Source organism: Peribacillus sp. FW305-BF15, assembly GCF_058783805.1.
The window spans coordinates 245,228-268,418 of sequence record NZ_JBYSYV010000003.1 but is presented as its reverse complement, the minus strand read 5'-3'; the positions used below and the strand labels follow the sequence as shown (position 1 = coordinate 268,418).

Sequence of the window (23,191 nt, the reverse complement as noted above, 5' to 3'; positions counted from 1 at the left end):
GATGAATGGTAAGCAAATAGCTGAAAGGGCAACAATGCAAAGCTTTCTGAATTGTTATTTCCGGGAAACCGGAAATTACAATTTAGAAGAAACGAAAAACTGGCCGAATTTGGATGGGGCCATCCCAGATTCATTAGTGGTCAGTAAGCTCACATCCCAAGATATTGCAATGCTTGTTCCGCTTAAATATTGGTCGGAAACGGGGCGTCATATTTTCAACTTCCCGATTTACTATCAAACGGGATCCAAACAAGTACATGAATTAGATTACGTGACAATGGTCTCGATTGTTTCTAAAGAATTATTGAATGAGCAGGGCCGGACGGATAGTGAGGATGAATTGATGCTGCGTGTCATCCTAAGCAGCCAAAATATTCAACGGTATGTCGAAGCCAGGACCGAAGACGCTGATGCCCTTCAAAGTCCCGATTTCACCTATATCGAAGCAGAGCAGTCACTTTTATTCGGGCACCTGTTCCATCCGACACCGAAAAGCAAGCAAGGCATTTCGGAAAAAGATGAATGGATCTATTCACCCGAATTAAAAGGGCAGTTTCAGCTGCACTACTTCTTGGCAGAACCGTCGATTGTCATCCAGGATTCCAGTGAAGACCGATCGGCAAGTGAAATCATCAAACAGGAATTAGCCGGTGACTTGGAGATATCCAGTGAATTCCGTCGAACGTATTGCCAAGAGGAAAGCCGATATACCATCATCCCGGCACACCCGCTCCAGGCAAAAGCCCTTATCGAAAAAGAAGAGGTCAAGAAGCTAATCGAGCAAGGGACTCTAGTTTATGCAGGGCCGCTTGGGAAAAAATTCACGGCGACTTCTTCATTTAGGACGGTATATAGTCCCACATCAAGATATATGTACAAATTTTCCGTTCCGGTTAAAATCACGAATTCCTTACGTGCAAATCTGCAAAAAGAATTAGATCGCGGTGTCGAAATTGCAAAATTAATAGATTCTAAAGTGGGCGACGATCTAAAAGAACGGCACCCCTCCTTCCGTATCATCAAGGATCCTGCTTACTTAACGATCAAAACGACCGAGCAAGAATCGGGATTCGATGTTGATATCCGGGAAAATCCTTTTTATGAAAACGATAAACAAGCAAGCCTGATTGCCGGCTTATGTCAGGATAATGCGTATGGTGCACCATCAAGGCTTGGAGCGATCATCCGCAAATTATCAGCTGAAGAATACCGCAGTACCGAAGAAGTAAGTAAGGATTGGTTCAAAACCTATCTGTCCATGACATTGAAACCGATGCTTTGGCTATTTGAAGAGTATGGAATCGCTTTGGAAGCCCATCAACAAAATTCCATCATTCAGCTTCAAGATGGGTATCCAGCCGCTTTTTATTATCGCGATAATCAAGGGTATTACTATTGTGAGTCCAAAGTGGACAGGCTGCAGAAAATCATGCCGGAACTAAGTGAAAAAAGCTTCACGATTTGTTCTGATGAAGTCGCTGAAGAAAGACTGCAATACTATTTCTTTTTTAATCACTTATTAGGCCTAATCAATAATTTTGGAACGGAAGGATTAGTATCGGAAAACAAACTGTTACAGCTCGTTCAGGAACAACTGGAAACATGCAGCAGGGATAGCGAAGATGAAGGGTTGAATCGAGTTGTTTCAAAGTTGCTTCATGCCCGGGAATTAACTTGTAAGGCTAATTTACTGACACGATTCCATGATATGGATGAGCTTGTTGGTTCACTTGAGACACAATCCGTTTATACAACGATTGATAATCCGTTCGCGCAGGGGGTTATGGCCGTCCATGAAAAATAGTTATGAAGAAATGCTCAAGGACTGCAATAAACAGCTTTCATTTGTCAAAGTTGAATTTGAGAGGGATTTGGATACACTGCATGAATGGATGCATGAAGATCATGTGATACCCTACTGGAATTTGAATTTCACAAAAGAAAAATTTGCTGTTCATTTAAAAAAGGCACTGGCTGATACACACCAAACACTTTATTTAGGCTGTCTGGACTCCATTCCCATGAGCTATTGGGAATCGTATTGGGTAAAAGGCGATATCATCGAAGATCATTATGAATCCGAAGAGGGAGATCAAGGCATTCATTTACTCATTGGTGATCCGGATTATCTAGGGAAAGGACTGGCTTTGCCGTTTTTACGGGCAATGGTGAAGTTCCAACTACTTACCTCAACCACAAACAAAGTGATGGCTGAACCGGATATCAGGAATGCAAAGATGATTCATTTATTTGAAAAATGCGGGTTTACCCCAATTAAAGAGATAGAACTCCCTGACAAAACAGCATTGCTTATGTCATGCACACGGGGGAATTTCGAGAGGAAGTGGAACTATGGAGAAGCAACAATCTATCTATGACCTGGTAGGGATAGGGATTGGTCCATTTAACCTTGGACTTGCGGCCCTTTTGGAGAAAACCCCGGAGTTGAATGCCGTCTTTTTTGAGAAAAAGGGGGAATTTAATTGGCATGAAGGGATGCTGCTGGAAGGGACAACGCTGCAAGTGCCGTTCTTTGCCGATCTGGTTAGCATGGCAGATGTGACAAGCCCATATAGCTACCTGAATTATTTACAGCAGCATGATCGGCTTTATCATTTCTACTTCCTTGAAAAATTCTTGATTCCACGAAAAGAATATAACGACTATTGCCGCTGGGCTGCCCATCAACTTGATAGCTGCCGTTTTGGCAAAGCGGTGGAGGCGGTTGAATATATAGGAGATCAAGGTGAACCCTGCTATCAAATCAGTGTAAGGGATGTACAAACACAAAAGATCGAAGTCTATTATAGCCGCCATGTAGTCATGGGAATTGGCAGTTCCCCGACTGTTCCATCGGCCTTTCAGCCCTATATGGGAGAGAGCATCCTGCATTCGGCCGATTATTTACGGAATAAAGAAAACGTCTTAAAGAAAAAATCCGTAACGGTTGTCGGATCTGGACAGAGTGCAGCCGAGGTCTTTCTGGATTTGCTTAATGAGCAGGAGGAATATGGCTACCAGCTAAACTGGTATACAAGATCCAAGGGATTTTTCCCTATGGAATATTCAAAACTCGGGTTGGAATACTTCACTCCGGATTACCTTGATTTCTTTTATCGGCTGCCGCAGGAAAAGAAGGATGAAATCCTGCCGAAACAGGATTTATTGTATAAAGGGATTAGCGCTACGACCATTGCAGCAATTTTTGACAAGATGTATGAGAAATCGATTGGAAATGCCGAACTTGCCATTGAACTTCGGGCCATGACGGAAGTTGCGGCAGTTACCCCCGGAGAAAATGGCTGGCAATTGAAATGCCGACAGTGGGTTGAAGATAGCGAATTTGATGTGGACACAGAGGCGATTGTTTTTGGGACGGGTTATAAATCAACCCTTCCGGCATTCCTTGAAACCATGGAGGACCATTTAGTCCGCGATGACTTGGGGCGTCTTGCAATAACGAAAGACTATAAGGTAGGAACGGCCATCTCTACACCGAATCACCTATTTATTCAAAATGGCGAGATACATACACATGGTGTGGGTGCTCCGGATCTAGGTCTGGGGGCATTCCGAAATTCGATTATCATCAATCAATTGGCAGGTAAAGAAGTTTATCCATCGAAGCCAAAGGGTGCATTTCAGTCATTCCGTGTAAAAACACCCGTCATGGCTTACTAAGAAAAGGGAAGGAAGAATTATATGCAGTTCATAAATGAAGTGGAACAGGCAGTTTCAGAAAAAAATTGGTCGATAGTCAACCAAAACCTGCTGGCCAAGATGATTTCTGAGTATATGTATGAGGATATGATCCATCCAGCTGTCCTGAACGAAAACGCAGCAGCAAATCTATATGAGTTAAAGATAAATGAGGGGAAATCTTATCGATTTTTAGCGTCGCCCCGTCTATTTGACAGCTATGAAGTACAGGCCGAGTCAATCCAGGTATGTGAAACGGAAGGTATTACACAGGCTAAAGATGCTATTCAATTCATTTTGGACATCCAGCCGTTAATTGGGATGACTGCAGAAACAACAGGACATTTAATCAAAGAATTCCATCATACGCTGCTTGCGGATCTCCAATTGCTATCCAAACCTGAACAAGATGCGGATGATTTAGTCGAACTGGATTATGCATTACTTGAAGGCGAAATGAGCGGTCACCCTTGGATTGCTTATAACAAGGGAAGAATCGGTTTCGGTTATGATGATTATTTGAAGTTCGCCCCAGAAAACCAGAAGGAAGTTCAGTTATCCTGGATTGCCGTTCATAAAAAGAGGGGGGAGTTCAATTCAGTCGAAACGTTATCCTATAAGCAATTGATGGAGAATGAACTGGATGGGGAAACCCAAAAATCATTTGCAAAAACATTGACAGAAAAAGGTCTGAACGCAGAAAACTATTACTACCTCCCAGTTCATGAATGGCAGTGGAAGAATGTAATCATCCAGAACTTTACCGATGACTTGGCTAAAGGGCTGATCGTAGCTTTGGGAAATGGTCCTGATAAATATTTGCCGCAACAATCCATCCGGACATTTGTTAATGTATCGAATAAGGATAAACACCACGTCAAGCTGCCGATGAGCATTTTAAATACGCTAGTCTACCGTGGATTGCCAGCTGAACGCACGGTCATTGCTCCAAAAATCACAACGTATATAAAGAACATTTATGAAAATGACTCATTCTTGAAAGAACAATGCAAAGTAGTGCTTCCTGGTGAAGTGGCCAGTTTAAATGTTGATCACCCGTATTATTCCAAGCTAGAGAATGTACCGTATCAATATTTGGAGATGCTGGGGGGGATTTGGAGAGAAAGCATTTACAGTTATATGGAAGAAGGCGAAAAGCCCATTACGCTTGCGTCCCTTTTACATGTCGACAGCAAAGGTAAACCATATGTGGAAAGTCTTATTGAAAAATCAGGATTGACTGCAGAAGCCTGGACAGCTCAATTATTTGACGTCATCCTATCACCATTACTGCATTTCATCTATCAATATGGATTGGTCTTCTCGCCGCATGGTCAAAATACCATTTTGGTTTTGAAGGATTTCAAACCTCATCGTTTGGCCATCAAGGATTTTGTAGATGATGTAAACGTAAGTGATCAGCCGCTTCCTGAATTAAGCAGCCTTCCCGATGATTTAAGGAAAGTACTAAGAAGTGAGACTCCGGAGGGGCTGGTTCAATTCATTTTCACGGGACTATTCATCTGTCATTTCCGATACTTGTCAACACTTCTGATGAAGAGGTCCCTTTTGGATGAGAATGCTTTTTGGGAAGGCGTCGCTCGAACAATCCTTACACATCAGAAAAAATTCCCTATGTTACAGGATCGTTTCGATACATTCAATTTCTTTGCGCCAAAATTAACAAAGCTCTGCCTGAATAGAAATCGGATGCTTCAATATGGGTATAGCGATGGAGAAGACCGTCCGCATGCCTCTGAGTTTGGGCATGTGAATAATGCCCTTTATGAAAAGTTACCTGCAAAAACGCTATAAAGTTAAACTGGCCCAGACTTTTGGGCCAGTTTTCTTATGGTTTTAACAATTTGACCGTTGATTTCCGCTCCAGGCACTCGCATTCCGCGGGCGGTCCGTGAGCCTCCTCGGCTTGCACCTGCGGGGTCTCCCGTAGACGCGCTTTCCCCGCAGGAGTCACGTACACCCGCTCCAATCAACTAGTTTTAACAGTTAGGTAGAGCTACAGTCTTTTATGTTTTAAAGTAGACTGGATTTTGACGTAATGAGAGTGTTAAACCTATATGTGGGAAACTCAAAGAGACGAAGTGTACGCATAAAAAAAGAATTGCTTTATACTTTTTTGGGTCAAAATTCCTATAAATTATCTTTGGAATAAGGCTTGCCGTTCATTTAAATTGGTGATAAGCTATGTGTAAACGGTTACACAAAAGTATAGAGGGTGATATTTTGGCAACTATTCGGGATGTGGCAAAGGAAGCTGGAGTTTCTGTAGCAACGGTTTCCAGAGTTATGAATGGCAGCGGTTATGCACATGAGGACACAAAAAAGGTGGTCATGGCAGCTGTTGAAAAATTGAATTATAAACCGAATGAAGTGGCAAGATCCCTCTACAAACGTAAATCCAAATTGGTTGGTTTGATTTTGCCGGACATTACGAATCCCTTCTTCCCGGAAATGGCAAGAGGTGTCGAGGATTATCTGCAGCAGTTTGGTTATCGGTTGATTTTTGGAAATAGTGATGAAAAGCGAGATAAAGAAATAGAATATATTGACACTTTCCTGCAAAACAATGTAGTGGGCATGATTGCTTCAACTAGTGAAGAAGCCAATGAGAATTTCGATAATCTGGATATTCCAGTTGTCCTTCTCGACCGTACAGCAGAGAAATTACCAGCTGTTTATTCCGATCAAAGGACAGGCGGTAAGCTGGCAGCACGCGTATTGCTGGATAGAGGCAGTACGAATATCGTCCTCATTAGGGGGCCAGTCGAAATAAAGCCTGTATATGAACGGTACATGGCAGCATTGGAAGAATTGAAACAAGCAAAAGTGAACGTGCAAGTCATGGATTCATCCCTGACTCTTCAAGGCGGCCAAACATGCGTCAAGCAGCTTTTCGAACAATATCCGGAAACGGATGGAATCATTGCTTGTAATGATATTGTTGCAGCCGCAGCACTTCAAGAGATCTTAAAACGGGGAATACGGATACCGGAAGACATACAATTGATCGGCTATGATGATATCTCCTTCACAGCGTTATTGCACCCACCGTTATCGACCATTCGGCAGCCAGCCTATGAGATGGGGGCACAAGCGGCGGAAATGCTAATTAAAAGGATCAATCAAGAAAAAATGGAAGTAACACATAAAAAGCTCCCTGTTTCTTTTGTGGAGAGACAAACAACGAGAAGGAAGGCGGAGAAGACATGATTAGAATTGCAGTAGTGGGAAGTTCGTCAATGGACTTAGTGGTGACATCAGCCAAACGGCCAATGGCGGGGGAAACGGTTTTAGGGGAGTCCTTTATCACGGTTCCTGGAGGAAAGGGAGCCAATCAGGCTGTTGCAGCGGCACGTCTTGGTGCAGAAGTGTCGATGGTTGGATGTGTAGGAGATGATGTCTATGGAGAGATCATCTTAGATAACCTGAAAAAAAATCATGTAAACACGAAGTATGTGGAACCGGTTACAGGTTCTGCTTCAGGGACAGCACATATTACCCTTTCGGAAGGTGATAACAGCATTATTGTCGTAAAAGGTGCGAATGATTTCATTACTCCTGAATATGTAGAAAAGGCGAAAAAGGTGATAGAGGAATCGGATATCGTGTTGGTTCAGCAGGAAATACCCGAGGAAACTGTGGAGTATCTGGCTGACTTGTGCAACATGCTTCAAAAGAGATTACTATTGAACCCAGCTCCCGCCCGCAAGTTAAGCGAGGCTGTCATTCAACAGGCATCATTCCTTACTCCGAATGAACATGAGTTCGAGATACTATTCGATGGGAGAGATAGAACGGAAGTCTTGACTAAGTATCCAAATAAATTATTCATTACCGAAGGGAAAAATGGCGTCCGTTACTTTGATGGACATGAAGAAAAGGTTGTTCCAAGCTTTGAAGTGGACGCGGTGGATACAACAGGTGCAGGGGATACATTCAATGCAGCCTTTGCGGTGGCTGTTGCAGAAGGAAAAAGTTTTGACGAAAGTTTGTTGTTCGCGAACCGGGCAGCTTCCATTTCCGTGATGAAATTAGGTGCTCAAGGCGGCATGCCGCAAAGGGTAGAGGTCGAGAGGGGCTTTGAAGCATGAAACGTCAAGGAATCATCAATAGTTCAATAGCAAAGGTCTTGGTTGACCTTGGTCATACCGATTATATTGTCGTAGGTGATGCCGGGCTGCCGGTGCCGCCCGGAGTTTGCAAGATAGATTTAGCATTGACGCCTGGAACGCCATCATTTCAAGATGTCGTCCGGGCGGTTCACGAAGATATGGTTGTTGAAAAAGTTATCGCTGCCACAGAAGTGAAGGTTAAAAACCCGGAACAGCATCAATACATGGAGCAGCAATTCGGAGCAGCGATTGAATATGTTTCCCATGAGGATTTTAAAAGGCTGACAAGTAACGCGAAAGCCATTATCCGGACCGGGGAGACGACGCCATATTCAAATTGCATATTGCAGTCTGGAGTATTCTTTTAAAGAAATGAGATGATGAGCATGCAAATCGAAATGCACAATATTTATAAAGCATTTGGTCAAAACAAGGTATTGGAAGGTGTTCATTTTTCTTTAGAGGCTGGGGAAGTACATGCACTAATGGGGGAGAATGGAGCAGGGAAATCAACCTTGATGAACATTTTGACCGGGCTGCATAAACAAGATCAAGGAACGATCGAGATTAACGGTAAAGAAACCTCCTTCAAGGATTCAAAGGAAGCCGAAGAGGCAGGAATGGCCTTTATCCGTCAGGAATTGAATATTTGGCCCGAAATGACCGTGCTGGAGAATCTATTTATCGGCAGGGAAATGGTGAATCCCTTCGGTGTCCTGAAGACGAAACAAATGAAAGCGCGTGCAAAGGAGATTTTTAAAACACTTAATATTTCCCTTCCTTTTGATAAGGAAGCCGGATTCTGTTCTGTCGGTGAACAGCAAATGATTGAAATTGCCAAGGCGCTCATGACGGATGCCGAAGTCATCATCATGGACGAGCCCACAGCCGCTTTAACTGATAGGGAAATAGAGAAGCTCTTTGAAGTGATGAAGGGGCTTACCAAAAAGGGTGTATCGCTTGTTTATATTTCTCACCGAATGGAAGAAATATTCGCCATTTGTGACAGGATCACCGTAATGCGTGACGGAAAGACAGTCGATACGAAAAGAATTACAGAAACGAATTTCGATGAAGTCGTTCAGAAAATGGTCGGGCGGGAGCTGGAGGACCGTTTTCCTCATCGTGAAGCGAATGCTGGCGACATAGTCCTTGATGTGAAAGGTTTAACCAGAAAGGGGCTTTTTGAAGATATCCATTTCGCGGTTCGGCAAGGTGAGATTGTCGGTGTAGCCGGATTGATGGGAGCAGGCAGAACGGAAATAATGCGCGCACTTTTTGGTGTCGACCAAATAGACAGAGGTGAAATCACCATTGAAGGCAAGAAAGTTTCCATACGAAAACCAACGGATGCAGTTCGACACGGCCTGGCTTTCATTACGGAAAATCGTAAAGAAGAGGGATTGATCCTGGACTTTTCTGTAAGAGAAAATATCGGCTTGCCGAATCTCAAGAGTTTTGCTCCTAGCGGTATCGTGAAAACGGAGGATGAGATGAACTTTGCCGAAATGATGATTAAGCGCCTTCACGTGAAGACATCTTCTGCTGAAACGGTCATCGGCAACCTATCCGGAGGAAATCAACAGAAGGTGGTAATCGCCAAATGGATCGGCACTTCCCCTAAAGTTTTAATTATGGATGAACCGACCCGGGGCATAGATGTTGGTGCAAAACGTGAAATTTACGAATTGATGAATGAATTGACGGAGCGAGGCATCGCCATCATCATGGTTTCCTCGGAACTTCCGGAAATCATTGGAATGAGCGATAGAATCCTTGTGGTTCACGAAGGTGAGATTGCTGGGGAATTGTTAAAGCAGGAAGCGACGCAAGAAAAAATTATGGCATTGGCGACAGGAGGGAACTAGGATGAAACTTGAGGCTACAGGGAAAAGCGGGATTTGGCAAAAATTTGGTCCGTTACTCGCCCTGGTACTTTTATTTATCGTAATAACCGTTTTAAATCCATCATTCATGGAACCGAATAATATTTTGAATTTATTGCGTCAAACCTCCATCAATGCACTTATTGCATTTGGAATGACCTTTATCATATTGACAGGCGGCATCGACTTATCCGTCGGTTCCATTTTAGCTCTATCCAGCGCACTCATGGCTGGTATGATGGTCTCGGGATTAGATCCGATTTTAGCAATATTGGTAGGCATTCTACTAGGTGCAATAATGGGTGTAATCAATGGGATACTCGTTTCAAAGGGTAAGATGGCCCCTTTTATCGTGACACTGGCCACCATGACGATTTTCCGGGGATTAACGCTTGTGTACACGGATGGAAAGCCGATTACTGGCATTGGCGATTCCGTTATGTTCCAGATGCTTGGGAGAGGTTACTTCCTGGGAGTGCCAGTACCGGCCGTTGTGATGATCATCGCTTTCATGATCCTATGGTTCCTGCTTCATAAAACATCCTTTGGCCGTAAAACATATGCCATCGGCGGAAATGAAAGGGCTTCCCGGATTTCGGGGATTAAAGTTGACCGGGTCAAGGTGGCCATATATGGTCTGGCCGGTACGATGGCGGCAATCGCCGGTGCCATTTTAACGTCACGTCTGAATTCGGCACAGCCGACGGCAGGACAATCCTATGAAATGGATGCCATCGCAGCCGTGGTGCTGGGCGGAACGAGCCTTTCAGGCGGTAAAGGGCGGTTGTTCGGTACGCTGGTGGGTGTCCTGATCATCGGTACCTTGAATAACGGCATGAACTTACTTGGTGTATCCTCCTTCTACCAGCAAGTGGTAAAAGGTGCAGTTATATTAATCGCGGTCTTACTTGACCGTAAAAAATCATAAGAAGAGGTGTAATCAATGAAAAAAATAGTATCGATCATCATGGTTCTTTCTTTAATGGTCTTGGCTGCCTGTTCAATGGATTCTGGTCTAACAGATGATAAAAAAGAAAAGAAAGACTCGATGAAAGACGTGAAAGTCGGGGTCAGCATCTCTACTTTAAACAACCCATTCTTCGTTTCCTTAAAAGATGGCATTGAAAAAAAGGCAAAAGAAAAGGGCATGAAAGTCACAGTTGTTGACGCCCAGGATGATACCGCAAAACAAATCAGCGGAATTGAAGATTTAATCCTTCAAAAGGTTGATGTCCTTCTTGTGAATCCAACTGATTCTGCGGCAATATCTTCAGCCGTTAAAGATGCAAATGATGCGGGCATTCCCGTTATCACGATTGATCGCTCTTCAGACGAAGGCGACATTGAAACGTTCATCGCTTCCGATAATGTGGCTGGCGGGGAAATGGCTGCAGAATACCTAGTTAAAGAGCTTGGCGAAAAAGCGAAAGTAGTGGAACTTGAAGGGGTATCCGGAGCATCTGCAACTCGTGAACGCGGGAAAGGTTTCCACAATATTGCGGACAAGCAGTTAGAGGTCCTGACAAGTCAAACGGCGGAATTCGACCGGACAAAAGGGCTTAATGTAATGGAAAATATCCTGCAAGGCAATAAAGACATCCAAGCGGTATTCGCCCATAATGATGAAATGGCACTAGGAGCCATTGAAGCAATCAAGGCGGCAGGCAAAGACATCATCGTCGTTGGCTTTGACGGAAATGATGATGCATTGAAAGCAGTTGAAAGCGGTGAACTAAAAGCTACAATCGCCCAACAACCGGCACTTATCGGTGAAGAAGCGGTTAATGCGGCTGAAAAGATCTTAAAAGGCGACAAAGTGGATGACACAATATCCGTTCCATTGAAATTGGTCACCAAAGAGTGATTGTCTCCTAAACAAAAGGAGTGCCGGAAATCTTCCGGCACTCTTTTTGTAGTGAGAAAGAAATGTTTTGATCTCATTGATGTGATCTTAGTGTGGATATCAGCTTGAAATGATATCAATAAGAGGAGATAGAAAAGTAGTTCATTTTTTTAGGCGGCCCCGTGTCGGAACCGCCCATTACATCCATTGATTGCTAGAGTACACCTTGAGTCAGCATCGCATCCGCCACTTTAAGGAATCCGGCAATATTGGCCCCGACAACTAAATTGCCAGGCGCACCATATGCTTCGGCGGCCTCTATGCTGTTTTTATAGATATTTTTCATGATCTCATGCAGCTTGGCATCGACTTCTTCGAAAGTCCAAGGCATCCTGGCACTGTTTTGGGCCATTTCGAGTGCAGACACGGCTACGCCGCCTGCATTGGCTGCTTTTGCTGGTCCAAAAAGGATGCCGTTATTAAGGAATACATCAATGGCCTCAAGGGTTGAAGGCATATTAGCGCCCTCACCGACTGCCTTCACATTATTTTTGACCAGTAATTTTGCTGCTTCTTCATCGATTTCATTTTGTGTGGCACAAGGCAGTGCGATGTCGCATGGTACAGACCAGATGCCGTAGCTTCCTTCATGGTATACAGCCTCCGGGTGCGCATCGACATACTCGCTTAAACGTTTTCGTTCCACTTCTTTTAGACGTCTGACTGTATCAAGATTCAGGCCATTTTCATCATATATGTAGCCATTGGAGTCGCTGCATGCAACAACTTTAGCGCCTAGCTGTGTAGCTTTTTCAATGGCATAAATGGATACATTGCCAGACCCTGAGATAACGACAGTGCTGCCATGGAATTGTAACCCTTTGTCTTTTAGCATTTCTTCGACAAAGTAAACCGTTCCATATCCAGTCGCCTCTGTACGGGCCAAGCTTCCGCCGTAACTTATGCCTTTACCGGTTAAAACACCGGCATGGTAGCTGCCTTGCATCTTTTTATACTGACCGAACAAGTACCCGATCTCCCTTGCACCGACTCCGATATCACCAGCCGGTACGTCTGTATCAGGGCCGATATAACGAGATAGTTCCGACATGAAGCTTTGGCAAAAACGCATGATTTCCGCATCCGATTTTCCTTTTGGATCGAAGTCCGATCCGCCTTTACCCCCACCGATCGGCTGGCCAGTAAGCGAGTTTTTAAAGATTTGCTCGAAACCAAGAAACTTTATGATGCTGGAATTGACAGTGGGGTGGAAACGGAGACCGCCTTTGAATGGCCCGATTGCACTGTTGAATTGCACACGAAAACCACGGTTGACTTGAACATTTCCCAGGTCATCAACCCAAGAGACACGGAAGGTGATCATTCTTTCGGGTTCTACAAGCCTCTCCAATATCCCGCTTTTCATATATTCTGGATGTTTTGCAAAAACCGGGACCAATGAAAGGAATATCTCCTTTACGGCTTGATGAAATTCACTTTCGTGAGGATTACGTTCCTTTACCTGAGCGTATACTTGACTTACGAACTCTCTGGCAACCTGCAATTCCTCATGTTCGACTTCCTGTGAAGTGGTCATTGTTTTCTCTCCTTTAGTTAAAGTCATAAAATATTAAATAGGGTAAGTCTATCGGTTTTTATATGATACTTTCATGATATAATTTAAGAATGAAACGAACAATCTGAATATTAGATAAATAACATGCTGTTTTGATATGAAAGAGGGAGCTTAGATTGGAATTAAGGCAAATTGAATATTTCATTGAAGTGGCAAAGCGTGAACATATGACGGAAGCAGCAGTGGATTTGCATGTTGCCCAGTCTGCTGTCAGTCGCCAAATATACAATTTAGAAGAAGAGCTGGGTGTGCCCTTATTTATCAGGGAAGGCCGAAAGATTAGATTGACGCCTATAGGCCATACATTTTTATCTCATATGGAACAAGCTATGGATATAATCAATCGTGCCAAGCGTGAGATGGCCGAAAGTCTGGATCCGGAAAAAGGGACAATCCGCATTGGCTTTCCCAGCAGTTTGGCTTCTTATGTATTGCCAAGGGTCATTTCCGACTTCAGGGAAAGCTACCCCCAGGCGAAATTCACATTGAAACAAGGTTCCTATCGCTACCTGATAGATTCTGTGATTAAAGGAAACATTAACATGGCCTTGATTGGCCCCCTGCCGGTGAATGAAAAGAAAATCAAAGGGGAAACGCTGTTTATTGAGAACTTAGTTGCCCTTCTGCCAGAAAGCCATCCTTTGGCCCTGAAGAAATCACTATCCTTGAATGAGCTTCAAGGAAATCCGTTCATCTTATCTCCAAAGGGCTATGTTTTAAGGGATCTCGTTATGAAAGCTTGCAAATTGCATGGCTTTGAACCGGAAGTGGCATTTGAAGGGAAAGATACTGATGCCATAAAAGGCCTGGTGGCGGCAGGTCTGGGTATAACTTTGATACCTGAGATTTCCTTGATCGATAGCTTGCCGCGTTTTACGGTTAGATTGCCGCTGGAGAATCCATCTGTAACCAGGGCTGTAGGGGTCATCGTTCCGACTGATAGGGAACTGATGCCAACGGAGAAATTGTTTTACCAATACTTGAAGGACACTTTTGCCAAATTGGAAGGATTTCAAAAATAGGATGATATTTATTAGAAAAGGCATAAATACAGCTAATGAGAGAATCCTTAATCGGGTTCTTTTTTTTGTCGCAAATGCCCCAAAATATTTCCATGTAGGCATCCTTAAAAGGGGGTAACTTATTTTGAAATAATGAATTATTGATTTATATTGAACAGTAATGTGTTAAACCTTTATTTTTGAAAGCGCTTTTATTTTTTTAGAATAAAAATATTACTTACATTATCAGAAAATTCATGTTATTATACGAACAGACATTAACAGACATTCAGGCAGCGGTACGATATACTTATTAGGCTTTTTAAAAGAAGACCTTTATTTTTTTTTCGATTTTACTAAATTGAATATTCTGATAATTAATAAGGAGTGGAGATATAGTGAGCAGGAAAGAATACATCAGCGATCGAATGTACAAGGCATCAACGGGGATAGCCAACGCTGTTTTGGTTACATTAGGGATCGGGTTATTGTTTGAATCCATAGGGGGATATTTAGGTTGGGAGGTCTTTCTGGCAATAGGCGGGGCCGCGAAGGTCTTGCTGGCACCAGCTTTAGGAGCAGGAATCGCCTATCAGCTAGGAGGAAATTCATTAATTATCTTTAGCGCCATGGCTTCAAGTGCTGTTGGAGGTGCTGCCATTCACAAAACGGCTGAGGGTGCCTTCACGATTGTTACGGGCCAGCCGCTAAGTGCTGTCTTGGCAGCAGTGATTGCAACATATATAGGTAAGCGCATAATCGGCAAAACGAAGTTGGACATCATGGCCATCCCAATGGGTGCCGTTCTTGTCGGTGGAGTTTCGGGATATGGCCTGGCTCTTGTCACCACTCCGCTCCTAACATGGATAAGCAGTCAAACTACCGCTGCGGTCGAGGGTTCCCCATTAATCGGTTCCATGGTCATAGCCTTGGTATGGAGCATTTTATTGATGACACCGGCGTCTTCCGCCGCATTGGCGATCGCCCTGCAATTGGATCCCGTTTCCAGTGCTGCAGCCCTAATCGGATGTACGGTTCAGTTTGTCGGGTTCACTGTTATGTCTTATAAAGATAATGATATGGGCGGGTTCCTGGCACAGATGGTCGTTACGCCAAAAGTTCAATTTCCTAACCTGATCAAAAAACCATTATATGTAGTTCCGCCTTTTGTGGCGGCAATCATCTGTGCGCCTATCGCTACCTTGGCATTCGATTTTCAAGTGCCGTATGAGCTTGGAGGCATGGGGTTAAGTTCAATGATTGCCCCGATTGCCATCATTACCGGTCAGGGGCTATACACGTTCTTGGTTTATGTGGCAGTGGGGATGGTATTGCCAGCTGTGATCACGCTTGCCTTACATCGCGTATTGAAGATGATGGGTAAAGTTAAGCCAGGCGATCTTCATTTGGAAGTTTCATAATCAAAATTTTCTTGGAAACCAGCCAGGTTAAGGAACCGGGCTGGTTTTTATTTATAAGGGGATTAGGGTAAAATGGGGAGGAAAGCATTTGCAAAGATAGGATGATATAGATGGGAAAAGAAATCGATATAAAAGTGAAAGCTAAGTTCGTGAGTAAAATCAGCAAGGGTTTTCCCTTGATTGTTAAAGAGTCGATAGCCAATCTTAATGACCTTCAGGAAGAGGGATCCTTGGTGCGCTTGGTGGATGAGAACAACCGCTTTCTGGCAAAAGGATATTATGGCATACAGAATAAGGGCTATGGCTGGATATTGACCCGAAGAGAGAATGAAAAGATCGATCAATCCTTCTTTAACGGAAAAATCCAGGCTGCATATGAATTCCGAAAGTCTTTTTTTGAAGATGGGGAGACTACAGCTTTCCGCTTGTTTAATGGGGAAGGTGATGGAATTGGCGGTTTAATCATTGATCATTATGATGGCCATTTTGTCATTAGTTGGTATAGCAAAGGAATATATTCCTTTAAGGACTACATCATTAAGGCATTGCAGGAAACGGTCGAGGTCAAATCGATTTATCAGAAGAAACGCTTTGATACAAAGGGACAGTACGTGGATGAAGACGATTTTGTCATGGGCGAACAGCCGGAATTTCCGCTTCTTGTAAAGGAAAATGGAGTCCATTTTGATGTTTATCTGAATGATGGCGCAATGGTCGGTGTCTTCCTTGATCAACGCGATGTCAGACGGAAAATCCGCGATGAATACGCAAAAGGGAAAACGGTTTTGAATATGTTCTCCTATACGGGAGCATTCTCCGTGTTTGCCGCTTTAGGCGGTGCTGTTAAAACAACGAGTGTCGACCTGGCGAATCGAAGTTTACCAAAGACGATCGAGCAGTTCAGTGTGAATGGGATAGATCCTGAAGATCACAATATCGTGGTGATGGATGTTTTCAAGTATTTTAAATATGCGGTGAAGAAAGCCTTGAAATTTGAAATGGTCATCCTTGATCCGCCTAGCTTTGCCAAATCGAAGAAGTTTACTTTCAGTGCCGGAAAAGACTATACGAATCTACTGAAGGATACCATTTCCATTACGGAAGACAACGGGGTGATTATCGCCTCAACTAATTGCAGTACGTTCGACATGAAAAAATTCAAGAACTTCATTGATGTTGCTTTCAAGGAAATGAATGGAAAGTATGAAATCATGGAACAATTCTCATTGCCGGCTGATTTTAAAACAATTCCTGAGTATAAGGAAGGGAATTATTTAAAAGTAGTCTTCATTAAGAAAATTAAAGGATAAGAAGAGGCATTCACAGTTCAAGCAGAACTGTGAATGCCTTTTTTATAATGTAAATGTTTCATGTGGAACGATTGGACATTAGATTCACTGGATAGGCCGTTCACTTTTCAAACCTTTCGATACATGTAAGGAAGGTTTCCTGCGAATGCTGTTAGCGATGCAAAACTGGGCTGCATAGTAGGTAAGCATGATCAGTGGACCTGAAAAGGCAACATCATCAATAAACTTGTTCCAAGATAAAATGGAGTCGGAAATCATGAAGAGGAGCCCGCCGATGATTGCGGCCGCATTTCCGGTCATAAATGCTGCCCAGCCCATAAGGGAGATGACCGTTACATAGCAGATCACAGGGATGATGAGGTTATGTTCACCTTTTTCGATTAATGAATGTAGCATTTCACGGCTAATCCAAGTGGAGTAAATGCTAATCGGAAGAATCGTCGCAAATCGGAGCCATGAAAAGTTCCATCGTCCAAAGAATGCCGAAATATAGAAAAGGTGGCCGATCAAGAAGGCGGAAAGCCCGATGACGAACCAAATCAACAAACCATCTCCAAGCATGCAAAAGAATAAACCAAGAAGGATTAAGGATTGGTAATGCCCCCGTCTTCCTACATTAGTGCGGGCGTAGAGCAAAATCAATAACATGGGGAGTACCTTGAACAGTATTTTTATGATCAAAGGCTCTTCCGGTATAAGAAAAATATAGGATAGTCCCGTGATAAGGATTGCCGCAGGTAGGCATTTCATTAACATTCCATTCCCTCCTTCAATCTTTAATTCTATGCAAGGGGAAGGAACCCCTTGTCAAAAGTCGTGAAAATGAAAAAACTGGCCCCTGTTTTAACCAGGAGCCAGTCAGTCATAAGAATCATACGGCTGAGTTTTCTTTAACGAAAGCTTGTTTTAACCAGTTTTTCCCCTCAACAAGCCTTGTGACAAGCATGGCACAAACCGTGTTTCCTGTTGAGTTAAGCAATGTAGCGGGAGCATCGATGATCGTGGATATAACGGCAATGATAGGCAGGACTTCTACAGGGAAGCCGAATACGCTAAGAATCAACATTTCCCCAATCATGCCTCCCCCAGGAATGGCACCCATAACAGCTCCAACCAAAAAGGCAACAGCAAGTATACTTAAAATGCTTGAAATGCTTGTCATATCCTTTCCAAATAAGCTGAATAGGAAAACGATTTTCAATACACCGCCGAATACCGAACCATCTTTATGAGTGTTGGCTCCGAGTGGGATGACAGTCTCCGCTATATCCTTAGGCACGCCCATTTTCTTGACTGATTCCAGGTTGACTGGAATGGACGCGGCACTTGAACAAGTTGCGATGGCTGTAATGGATGGTGTCAGGGCATTTTTCCAAAATAGTTTAACTCCATCTTTCCCGCCGGCGATAAAGGCATACAAAGTGAAGAAGCCGAAATAATAAATCATGGCCAAGACTAGATAAAGAATGAAAGTGCGAGCATATCCTTCTAAAATCTGAGGCCCAAGCTGCCCGATAATCGCCGCAAAATAAGCACCAAGTCCAATTGGCGCATAGTACATGACGATTTTGACGACCTTCATCATGACAGCTGTACCTGCTGTCAAAAACTCAGTAATCGGTCTTGCTTTCTCACCAGCCAGTGCAGTGGAAAGTCCGATTAATACTGAGAAAACGATAAGCTGAAGCATATTGCTTCTGGAGAACAGTTCTGGAAAGTCGGAAACGGTTACAGTGCTGACCAGTTGACTGAAGAAGGAAACTTCTTCGATGGTCTCTTCAGGGGAACTGTTTTCCATCAGTTCTTTAATGGCTGTCGTATCAGTGCCCTCCAACGGATTGACGATGGTTGTCCCAATAAATCCAATGACGGCAGCTAAAGCGGCTGTTGTCAGGAAAACGAGAACGATACTTCCCATGATTTTTCCGAGACGCTTCATTCCGCTCATATTGGCAATCGCTGAAGCAATGCTGAAAAATACCAATGGCACGATGATCGTGAACATCAGATTTAAGAATAAGTCCCCTAGCGGCTGTATGATCGAGGTTTTCTCCCCGAAAACCACGCCCGCTATCCCACCGATAATGATGGCAGTGAGCAGTATTAAAGAGGATCGATAGTTTTTGATAAAGCTCTTCATTTAAATTCCGTCCTTTCAGGATGAAGATATCAATAAAAATATACTTCATTATCAACTCTAAAATCAGGTTTGACAATATTTTTTTATAGGAAGGAATGTTAAAAGAATAAAGGCAATAAATAATAATGGGGGATGGATGGTGAAAATATCGAGAAGGAGGGATAGAATGGCATTTGTTGAGGTGGAAGAAGGCGTTCGGTTATTTTATGAAGAAAAGGGCCAGGGGAGACCGATTATCTTTATCCATGGTGTGTGGATGAGCAGCCGGTTCTTTAAAAGGCAGCTGCCGTACTTTTCAGGAAAATATAGAACGATATTGCTTGATTTAAGAAGTCATGGCCAGTCAAATCATGTACATTACGGAAATACGGTCTCCGTTTATGCAAAAGATCTTCATGCGTTCATAGGTGAACTGGGATTAAAGGATGTCATACTTGTAGGCTGGTCGATGGGGGCATTTGTCGTTTGGGATTATCTTAAGCAATTCGGTGAGGGAAATGTTCATTCAACTGTAATCGTGGATGAATTGGCCTCTGATTTTAAGTGGCCCGATTTTCATATCGGTGCATTTGATATGGAAACGTTGATTGCCTTCATGACAGAAATTCAAACGAATCGTACCCCGTTTTTGCATAAATTCCTTGCTTCCATGTTCAACAATGAATTATCTGCAGAGGATGCAGGTTGGATGCTTGGGGAAGTGACCAAAATGCCGGAATCCATTGCTGGCAGCATTCTATTTGACCAATCGATTGTGGACTATCGTGACTTCTTGCCAGCAATCAATGTACCTACACTTCTCTGTTTTGGAAGGCATGAAAAAGTTATTCCTGTAGCAGCTGGGGAACATTTGCATAAAAACATTCCGAATTCCAAACTAGTAATCTTTGAAGATAGTTGCCATTGTCCGTTCATGGAAGAAAGCGATTTGTTTAATGAAACCGTGAATTGCTTCATTCAAAAGGGAGTATAGTCGTACAGGATAGGAAAAGGGGGATGCAGTGACCGTGTCTGCACTCCTTTTAATTATGGATATAATTGAATTTTCTTCTAACTAAATGGTTTCGGCATGGAATAAGGGGAATACTGGTATTAGGGGATAGTAGTGAAGGTTAATGGAATTGATAAATTAAATAGGTAATATTTATATATCCTTTTCATAGGAATTGGGCTATTATGAGGTGGATTTAAATTGGTGTGATCATTTATCTGTTATTGAGCGAAACTCATGCAGGAAGTAATGGAGAGGATAAAATGGATGATCGTTTTCCATACAATGAAATTATAGATGTATGTTTACTTGCGGGGAAAATCATGCTTCAGAACGGAGCGGAAACATCAAGGGTGGAAGATACGATGGTTAGAATCGCTGCAGCGTTTGGGTGCGGTGAATCACACAGTTTTTCAACCCCTACAGGAATTATTTTTTCGCTGGATGGCATGCACCCAGCTTCAAAATTGATCCGGGTTTCCCAACGATCTACAGATTTACATAAGGTGACGCTGGTTAATAGTATATCCCGAAGCATTTCCAGCAAGGAAATGACACCGGAGGAAGCATATATACGGTTAAAACAAATCGAAAAGGCCGGGATGGGGTATCCCATGTGGGTGCAGATCTTTGCTGCATTTATAGCGAGCGGCTGCTTTTTAATCATGTTCCAAGGACAGTGGAGTGATTTCATCTGGTCCTGCATAGCTGGAGGAATGGGATTCTCATGCCTGCTTTATTTGCACAGGTTACTGGAAGTCCGTTTTTTTGCTGAATTCATCGCCTCTTTAGTCGTAGGATTAGTAGCTATGTTCTTTGTCCAGATTGGAGTAGGGAGTAATTTGGACACGATAATCATCGGAGCGGTGATGCCGCTTGTGCCAGGACTATTAATAACGAATGCAGCCAGGGATTTAATTGCAGGGCATTTGGTTTCGGGTCTATCCAAGGGGGCGGATGCTGGTTTGACTGCTTTAGCCATTGGGGCAGGAATATCGGCCGCGTTTGTTTTCTTATGATTTTAGGGGAGGAAGAATGATGATTGCACAGCTTATTACAAGTTTCATTGCCTCAGCCGCCTTTGGAGTCATCTTCAATGTACCAAAGAATTCATTGTTTCAATGTGGTTTCGTAGGGATGTTGGGGTGGATCTTATACTATGCTCTGGTTGAAAATGAGATAAACAGCATCATTGCAACATTAGCGTCTGCATTTATCGTTGCGGTCATCAGCCAGTATTTTGCTAAAAGGTATAAAACGCCGATCACGATTTTCAATGTATCGGGAATCATCCCCCTAGTGCCTGGAGGTTTGTCGTATGATGCGATGAAGCACTTTGTCGGAAATGATTTTTATGTCGCCGTTCAGCTGGCAGCCAAAGTTTTCATGCTGGCTGGTGCCATTGCGATGGGACTGATCTTTGCAGAAGTCATGAACCAGTTAGTAACTAAGTACAATAGAAGGAAGGTAAGATTGAGAAGTTAACAGGAATCTTCCTGATGAGTATGTTCTGAATAAAGAGAAAGGAGAGCAGGCCGAAGCCTGCTCTCCTTTCTCTTTTTGATATTTTAAAATAATAATGAATCTAGTTTATATAGGATCTTTCATCCCAGTGTTGGCAGTAACCAAAATTTCGTCGAATTTTTTGGCATCAGCTTTCTTGCTTGACAGAAGTGTTCCGGCGATGGCTGCGATAAAACCAATCGGGATGGAGATGATGCCTGGGTTGGCAAGCGGGAATAATGGTTCCCCAACGAATATTGCCGCTCCCTCCACCGGAGACCAGACATTGGGACTTAGGAATACAAGCAATAAAGAACTGACCAGTCCAACTAACATGCCTGTTACAGCCCCAGTCGTGTTAAAACGTTTCCAGAATACCGTGAAGACAATGATGGGCAGGTTGGCACTGGCAGCGACAGCAAAGGCGAGTGAAACAAGGAAGGCGACATTCATGTTTTGGGCAAATAAGGCCAGGATGATGGAAAGGATGGATACTCCGATGGATGCCCAACGAGCAGCAACGACTTGTTCTTTGTCGGTGGCTTGACCTTTCCGGATGATGTGGCCATAGAAGTCATGGGCAAAAGCAGATGCTGCCGATAGAACGAGACCTGCCACAACCGCTAAAATGGTAGCGAAAGCAACGGCAGAGACAAAGGCGAACAGGAAGTCTCCCCCAATGGCTTCTGCAAGCAGCGGAGCAGCCATATTGCCGGCCGCATTAGCGGCTATGATCTTGTCATAACCGACAAAGGCTGCCGCTCCAAAGCCGAGGAAAATGGTCATTATATAAAAGATGCCAATGATCCAAGTGGCATATACCACGGACTTTCGGGCTGTGATGGCGTCTTTCACCGTAAAGAAACGGATAAGAATGTGAGGCAGTCCAGCCGTACCGAGTACAAGCGCTAAATTAAGGGATAAAGTATCCAATGGATCCTTGAATTTGTTACCGGGGTTAAGGAAATCCCCGCCCAAAGGGGTGGCTGTTTTCATCTGCCTGAACATCTCGATCACGCTAAAGTCGAATTTCGCCAACACGATGATGGAGATGATGAATGTCCCTGCCATCAATAAAACGGCTTTAACGATTTGGACCCAACTGGTGGCCGTCATACCGCCGAAAACGACGTATACGGTCATTAAAATACCTACAATGATGACGGAGTAAAGATAATCAATTCCAAGTAAGAGTTTTATAAGGGCACCTGCACCGACTAATTGGGCGATCATATAAAAGGTTGAAATCGAAATGGTGTTAAGGGCAGCAACCCCGCGTACTTTCTTTTCATTGAAACGGGCAGCGATCATGTCCGCCAATGTATACTTGCCAAGGTTACGAAGCGGTTCGGCCACAATATAAAGAACGACCAGGTACGCAACCAGAAAACCTATGCTATAGAAAAAACCATCAAATCCAGAGAGTGCGACCATGCCGGCTATTCCCAAAAATGAGGCCGCGGACATATAATCTCCCGCAATGGCCCAGCCATTCTGCCAGCCAGTGAGGCTGCTGTCCGCCGTATAAAAGTCCGCGGTCGTTTTGGTGCGCCGTGAAGCAAAATAGGTAATGACCAATGTTAGTCCGACAATGATAAGAAATAATATAAAAGCAAGAATATTCATTG

Annotated in this window: 20 protein-coding genes; 16 read left to right on the top strand and 4 right to left on the bottom strand. The window is 43.5% G+C overall.

Annotation, left to right across the window (positions count from 1 at the left end; translation table 11 throughout):
* Nucleotide 1: 1 nt before the first annotated feature.
* The 10 genes from AC3WLU_RS04620 (at nt 2) to rbsB (ending at nt 11,582) form a co-directional block, all read left to right on the top strand.
* Nucleotides 2–1,804: an IucA/IucC family protein gene (locus AC3WLU_RS04620; protein WP_492596883.1), complete on the top strand. Its 1,803-nt coding sequence runs from the start codon at nt 2–4 to the stop codon at nt 1,802–1,804.
* Nucleotides 1,794–2,378 (top strand): GNAT family N-acetyltransferase, encoded by a 585-nt coding sequence (locus AC3WLU_RS04615; protein WP_223255865.1) that lies wholly within the window; start codon nt 1,794–1,796, stop codon nt 2,376–2,378. Before AC3WLU_RS04620 ends, AC3WLU_RS04615 begins: the two co-directional genes overlap by 11 nt.
* Entirely contained in the window at nt 2,353–3,681 is a 1,329-nt protein-coding gene (locus tag AC3WLU_RS04610) for a lysine N(6)-hydroxylase/L-ornithine N(5)-oxygenase family protein (protein WP_492596882.1), read from the top strand. Before AC3WLU_RS04615 ends, AC3WLU_RS04610 begins: the two co-directional genes overlap by 26 nt.
* A gap of 21 nt (nt 3,682–3,702) precedes the next feature.
* Entirely contained in the window at nt 3,703–5,514 is a 1,812-nt protein-coding gene (locus AC3WLU_RS04605; RefSeq protein ID WP_492596881.1) for an IucA/IucC family protein, read from the top strand.
* Nucleotides 5,515–5,943: 429 nt separating this feature from the next.
* Nucleotides 5,944–6,930 (top strand): LacI family DNA-binding transcriptional regulator, encoded by a 987-nt coding sequence (locus tag AC3WLU_RS04600; RefSeq protein ID WP_063574589.1) that lies wholly within the window; start codon nt 5,944–5,946, stop codon nt 6,928–6,930.
* Nucleotides 6,927–7,811, top strand: coding sequence for a ribokinase (gene rbsK / locus AC3WLU_RS04595; protein WP_492596880.1), 885 nt, complete (start codon nt 6,927–6,929; stop codon nt 7,809–7,811). The genes AC3WLU_RS04600 and rbsK overlap by 4 nt, the downstream gene beginning before the upstream one ends.
* Nucleotides 7,808–8,200, top strand: a complete 393-nt coding sequence (gene rbsD / locus AC3WLU_RS04590) for a D-ribose pyranase (protein WP_034316088.1) — start codon at nt 7,808–7,810, stop codon at nt 8,198–8,200. Before rbsK ends, rbsD begins: the two co-directional genes overlap by 4 nt.
* Before the next feature lie 18 nt (nt 8,201–8,218).
* Nucleotides 8,219–9,700 (top strand): sugar ABC transporter ATP-binding protein, encoded by a 1,482-nt coding sequence (locus AC3WLU_RS04585; protein WP_492596879.1) that lies wholly within the window; start codon nt 8,219–8,221, stop codon nt 9,698–9,700.
* A gap of 1 nt (nt 9,701) precedes the next feature.
* Nucleotides 9,702–10,646, top strand: coding sequence for an ABC transporter permease (locus AC3WLU_RS04580; protein WP_034316083.1), 945 nt, complete (start codon nt 9,702–9,704; stop codon nt 10,644–10,646).
* Between the two features lie 15 nt (nt 10,647–10,661).
* Entirely contained in the window at nt 10,662–11,582 is a 921-nt protein-coding gene (gene rbsB, locus AC3WLU_RS04575) for a ribose ABC transporter substrate-binding protein RbsB (protein ID WP_063574592.1), read from the top strand.
* Between the two features lie 193 nt (nt 11,583–11,775).
* On the opposite strand, the gene gdhA is transcribed toward rbsB, so the two are convergent.
* Complete coding sequence (gdhA, locus tag AC3WLU_RS04570) at nt 11,776–13,158, bottom strand: NADP-specific glutamate dehydrogenase (RefSeq protein ID WP_053536971.1); 1,383 nt, start codon at nt 13,156–13,158, stop codon at nt 11,776–11,778.
* Between the two features lie 155 nt (nt 13,159–13,313).
* Here gdhA and gltC point away from each other — a divergent pair, with 155 nt between their 5' ends.
* The 3 genes from gltC to AC3WLU_RS04555 all read left to right on the top strand — a co-directional run bounded on the left by gltC (nt 13,314) and on the right by AC3WLU_RS04555 (nt 16,929).
* Nucleotides 13,314–14,219 (top strand): glutamate biosynthesis transcriptional regulator GltC, encoded by a 906-nt coding sequence (gltC, locus tag AC3WLU_RS04565; RefSeq protein WP_268563591.1) that lies wholly within the window; start codon nt 13,314–13,316, stop codon nt 14,217–14,219.
* Between the two features lie 407 nt (nt 14,220–14,626).
* The gene (locus tag AC3WLU_RS04560) at nt 14,627–15,619 is read left to right on the top strand and encodes a PTS sugar transporter subunit IIC (protein ID WP_048685684.1); all 993 of its coding nucleotides are present in this window, start codon (nt 14,627–14,629) and stop codon (nt 15,617–15,619) included.
* A gap of 110 nt (nt 15,620–15,729) precedes the next feature.
* Nucleotides 15,730–16,929, top strand: coding sequence for a class I SAM-dependent rRNA methyltransferase (locus tag AC3WLU_RS04555; RefSeq protein ID WP_492596878.1), 1,200 nt, complete (start codon nt 15,730–15,732; stop codon nt 16,927–16,929).
* 84 nt (nt 16,930–17,013) lie between these two features.
* Here AC3WLU_RS04555 and AC3WLU_RS04550 read toward each other — a convergent pair whose 3' ends face one another.
* Together AC3WLU_RS04550 and AC3WLU_RS04545 are read right to left on the bottom strand one after the other, a co-directional pair.
* Nucleotides 17,014–17,685 (bottom strand): lysoplasmalogenase, encoded by a 672-nt coding sequence (locus AC3WLU_RS04550; protein ID WP_440439472.1) that lies wholly within the window; start codon nt 17,683–17,685, stop codon nt 17,014–17,016.
* Nucleotides 17,686–17,800: 115 nt separating this feature from the next.
* A complete protein-coding gene (locus AC3WLU_RS04545) occupies nt 17,801–19,069 on the bottom strand; it encodes a dicarboxylate/amino acid:cation symporter (protein WP_057278251.1) in 1,269 nt (422 codons plus the stop codon).
* Between the two features lie 166 nt (nt 19,070–19,235).
* Here AC3WLU_RS04545 and AC3WLU_RS04540 point away from each other — a divergent pair, with 166 nt between their 5' ends.
* From AC3WLU_RS04540 to AC3WLU_RS04530, 3 genes are all read left to right on the top strand, one after another.
* Nucleotides 19,236–20,042 carry an alpha/beta fold hydrolase gene (locus tag AC3WLU_RS04540; protein WP_098936972.1) on the top strand — a complete coding sequence of 269 codons (807 nt, stop codon included), beginning with the start codon at nt 19,236–19,238 and terminating at the stop codon, nt 20,040–20,042.
* Between the two features lie 281 nt (nt 20,043–20,323).
* On the top strand, nt 20,324–21,079 hold the full coding sequence (locus AC3WLU_RS04535) for a threonine/serine exporter family protein (protein WP_413002950.1): 756 nt from the start codon (nt 20,324–20,326) through the stop codon (nt 21,077–21,079).
* A 16-nt stretch (nt 21,080–21,095) separates the two neighbouring features.
* The gene (locus AC3WLU_RS04530) at nt 21,096–21,545 is read left to right on the top strand and encodes a threonine/serine exporter family protein (RefSeq protein WP_170946900.1); all 450 of its coding nucleotides are present in this window, start codon (nt 21,096–21,098) and stop codon (nt 21,543–21,545) included.
* 105 nt (nt 21,546–21,650) lie between these two features.
* Here AC3WLU_RS04530 and AC3WLU_RS04525 read toward each other — a convergent pair whose 3' ends face one another.
* Nucleotides 21,651–23,189: a solute symporter family protein gene (locus tag AC3WLU_RS04525; RefSeq protein ID WP_034316065.1), complete on the bottom strand. Its 1,539-nt coding sequence runs from the start codon at nt 23,187–23,189 to the stop codon at nt 21,651–21,653.
* Between the last annotated feature and the right edge of the window lie 2 nt (nt 23,190–23,191).

What these genes read in the sequence shown, in the direction of transcription:
- AC3WLU_RS04530 (WP_170946900.1), top strand. Translation starts at nt 21,096, where the DNA reads ATGATGATTGCACAGCTTATTACAAGTTTCATTGCCTCAGCCGCCTTT.
- AC3WLU_RS04605 (WP_492596881.1), top strand. Translation starts at nt 3,703, where the DNA reads ATGCAGTTCATAAATGAAGTGGAACAGGCAGTTTCAGAAAAAAATTGG.
- rbsB (WP_063574592.1), top strand. Translation starts at nt 10,662, where the DNA reads ATGAAAAAAATAGTATCGATCATCATGGTTCTTTCTTTAATGGTCTTG.
- AC3WLU_RS04535 (WP_413002950.1), top strand. Translation starts at nt 20,324, where the DNA reads ATGGATGATCGTTTTCCATACAATGAAATTATAGATGTATGTTTACTT.
- AC3WLU_RS04525 (WP_034316065.1), bottom strand. Translation starts at nt 23,189, where the DNA reads ATGAATATTCTTGCTTTTATATTATTTCTTATCATTGTCGGACTAACA.
- AC3WLU_RS04585 (WP_492596879.1), top strand. Translation starts at nt 8,219, where the DNA reads ATGCAAATCGAAATGCACAATATTTATAAAGCATTTGGTCAAAACAAG.
- AC3WLU_RS04610 (WP_492596882.1), top strand. Translation starts at nt 2,353, where the DNA reads ATGGAGAAGCAACAATCTATCTATGACCTGGTAGGGATAGGGATTGGT.
- AC3WLU_RS04550 (WP_440439472.1), bottom strand. Translation starts at nt 17,685, where the DNA reads ATGTTAATGAAATGCCTACCTGCGGCAATCCTTATCACGGGACTATCC.
- AC3WLU_RS04545 (WP_057278251.1), bottom strand. Translation starts at nt 19,069, where the DNA reads ATGAAGAGCTTTATCAAAAACTATCGATCCTCTTTAATACTGCTCACT.
- AC3WLU_RS04555 (WP_492596878.1), top strand. Translation starts at nt 15,730, where the DNA reads ATGGGAAAAGAAATCGATATAAAAGTGAAAGCTAAGTTCGTGAGTAAA.
- rbsK (WP_492596880.1), top strand. Translation starts at nt 6,927, where the DNA reads ATGATTAGAATTGCAGTAGTGGGAAGTTCGTCAATGGACTTAGTGGTG.
- AC3WLU_RS04540 (WP_098936972.1), top strand. Translation starts at nt 19,236, where the DNA reads ATGGCATTTGTTGAGGTGGAAGAAGGCGTTCGGTTATTTTATGAAGAA.
- AC3WLU_RS04615 (WP_223255865.1), top strand. Translation starts at nt 1,794, where the DNA reads ATGAAAAATAGTTATGAAGAAATGCTCAAGGACTGCAATAAACAGCTT.
- gdhA (WP_053536971.1), bottom strand. Translation starts at nt 13,158, where the DNA reads ATGACCACTTCACAGGAAGTCGAACATGAGGAATTGCAGGTTGCCAGA.
- AC3WLU_RS04580 (WP_034316083.1), top strand. Translation starts at nt 9,702, where the DNA reads ATGAAACTTGAGGCTACAGGGAAAAGCGGGATTTGGCAAAAATTTGGT.
- rbsD (WP_034316088.1), top strand. Translation starts at nt 7,808, where the DNA reads ATGAAACGTCAAGGAATCATCAATAGTTCAATAGCAAAGGTCTTGGTT.
- AC3WLU_RS04560 (WP_048685684.1), top strand. Translation starts at nt 14,627, where the DNA reads ATGTACAAGGCATCAACGGGGATAGCCAACGCTGTTTTGGTTACATTA.
- AC3WLU_RS04620 (WP_492596883.1), top strand. Translation starts at nt 2, where the DNA reads ATGAATGGTAAGCAAATAGCTGAAAGGGCAACAATGCAAAGCTTTCTG.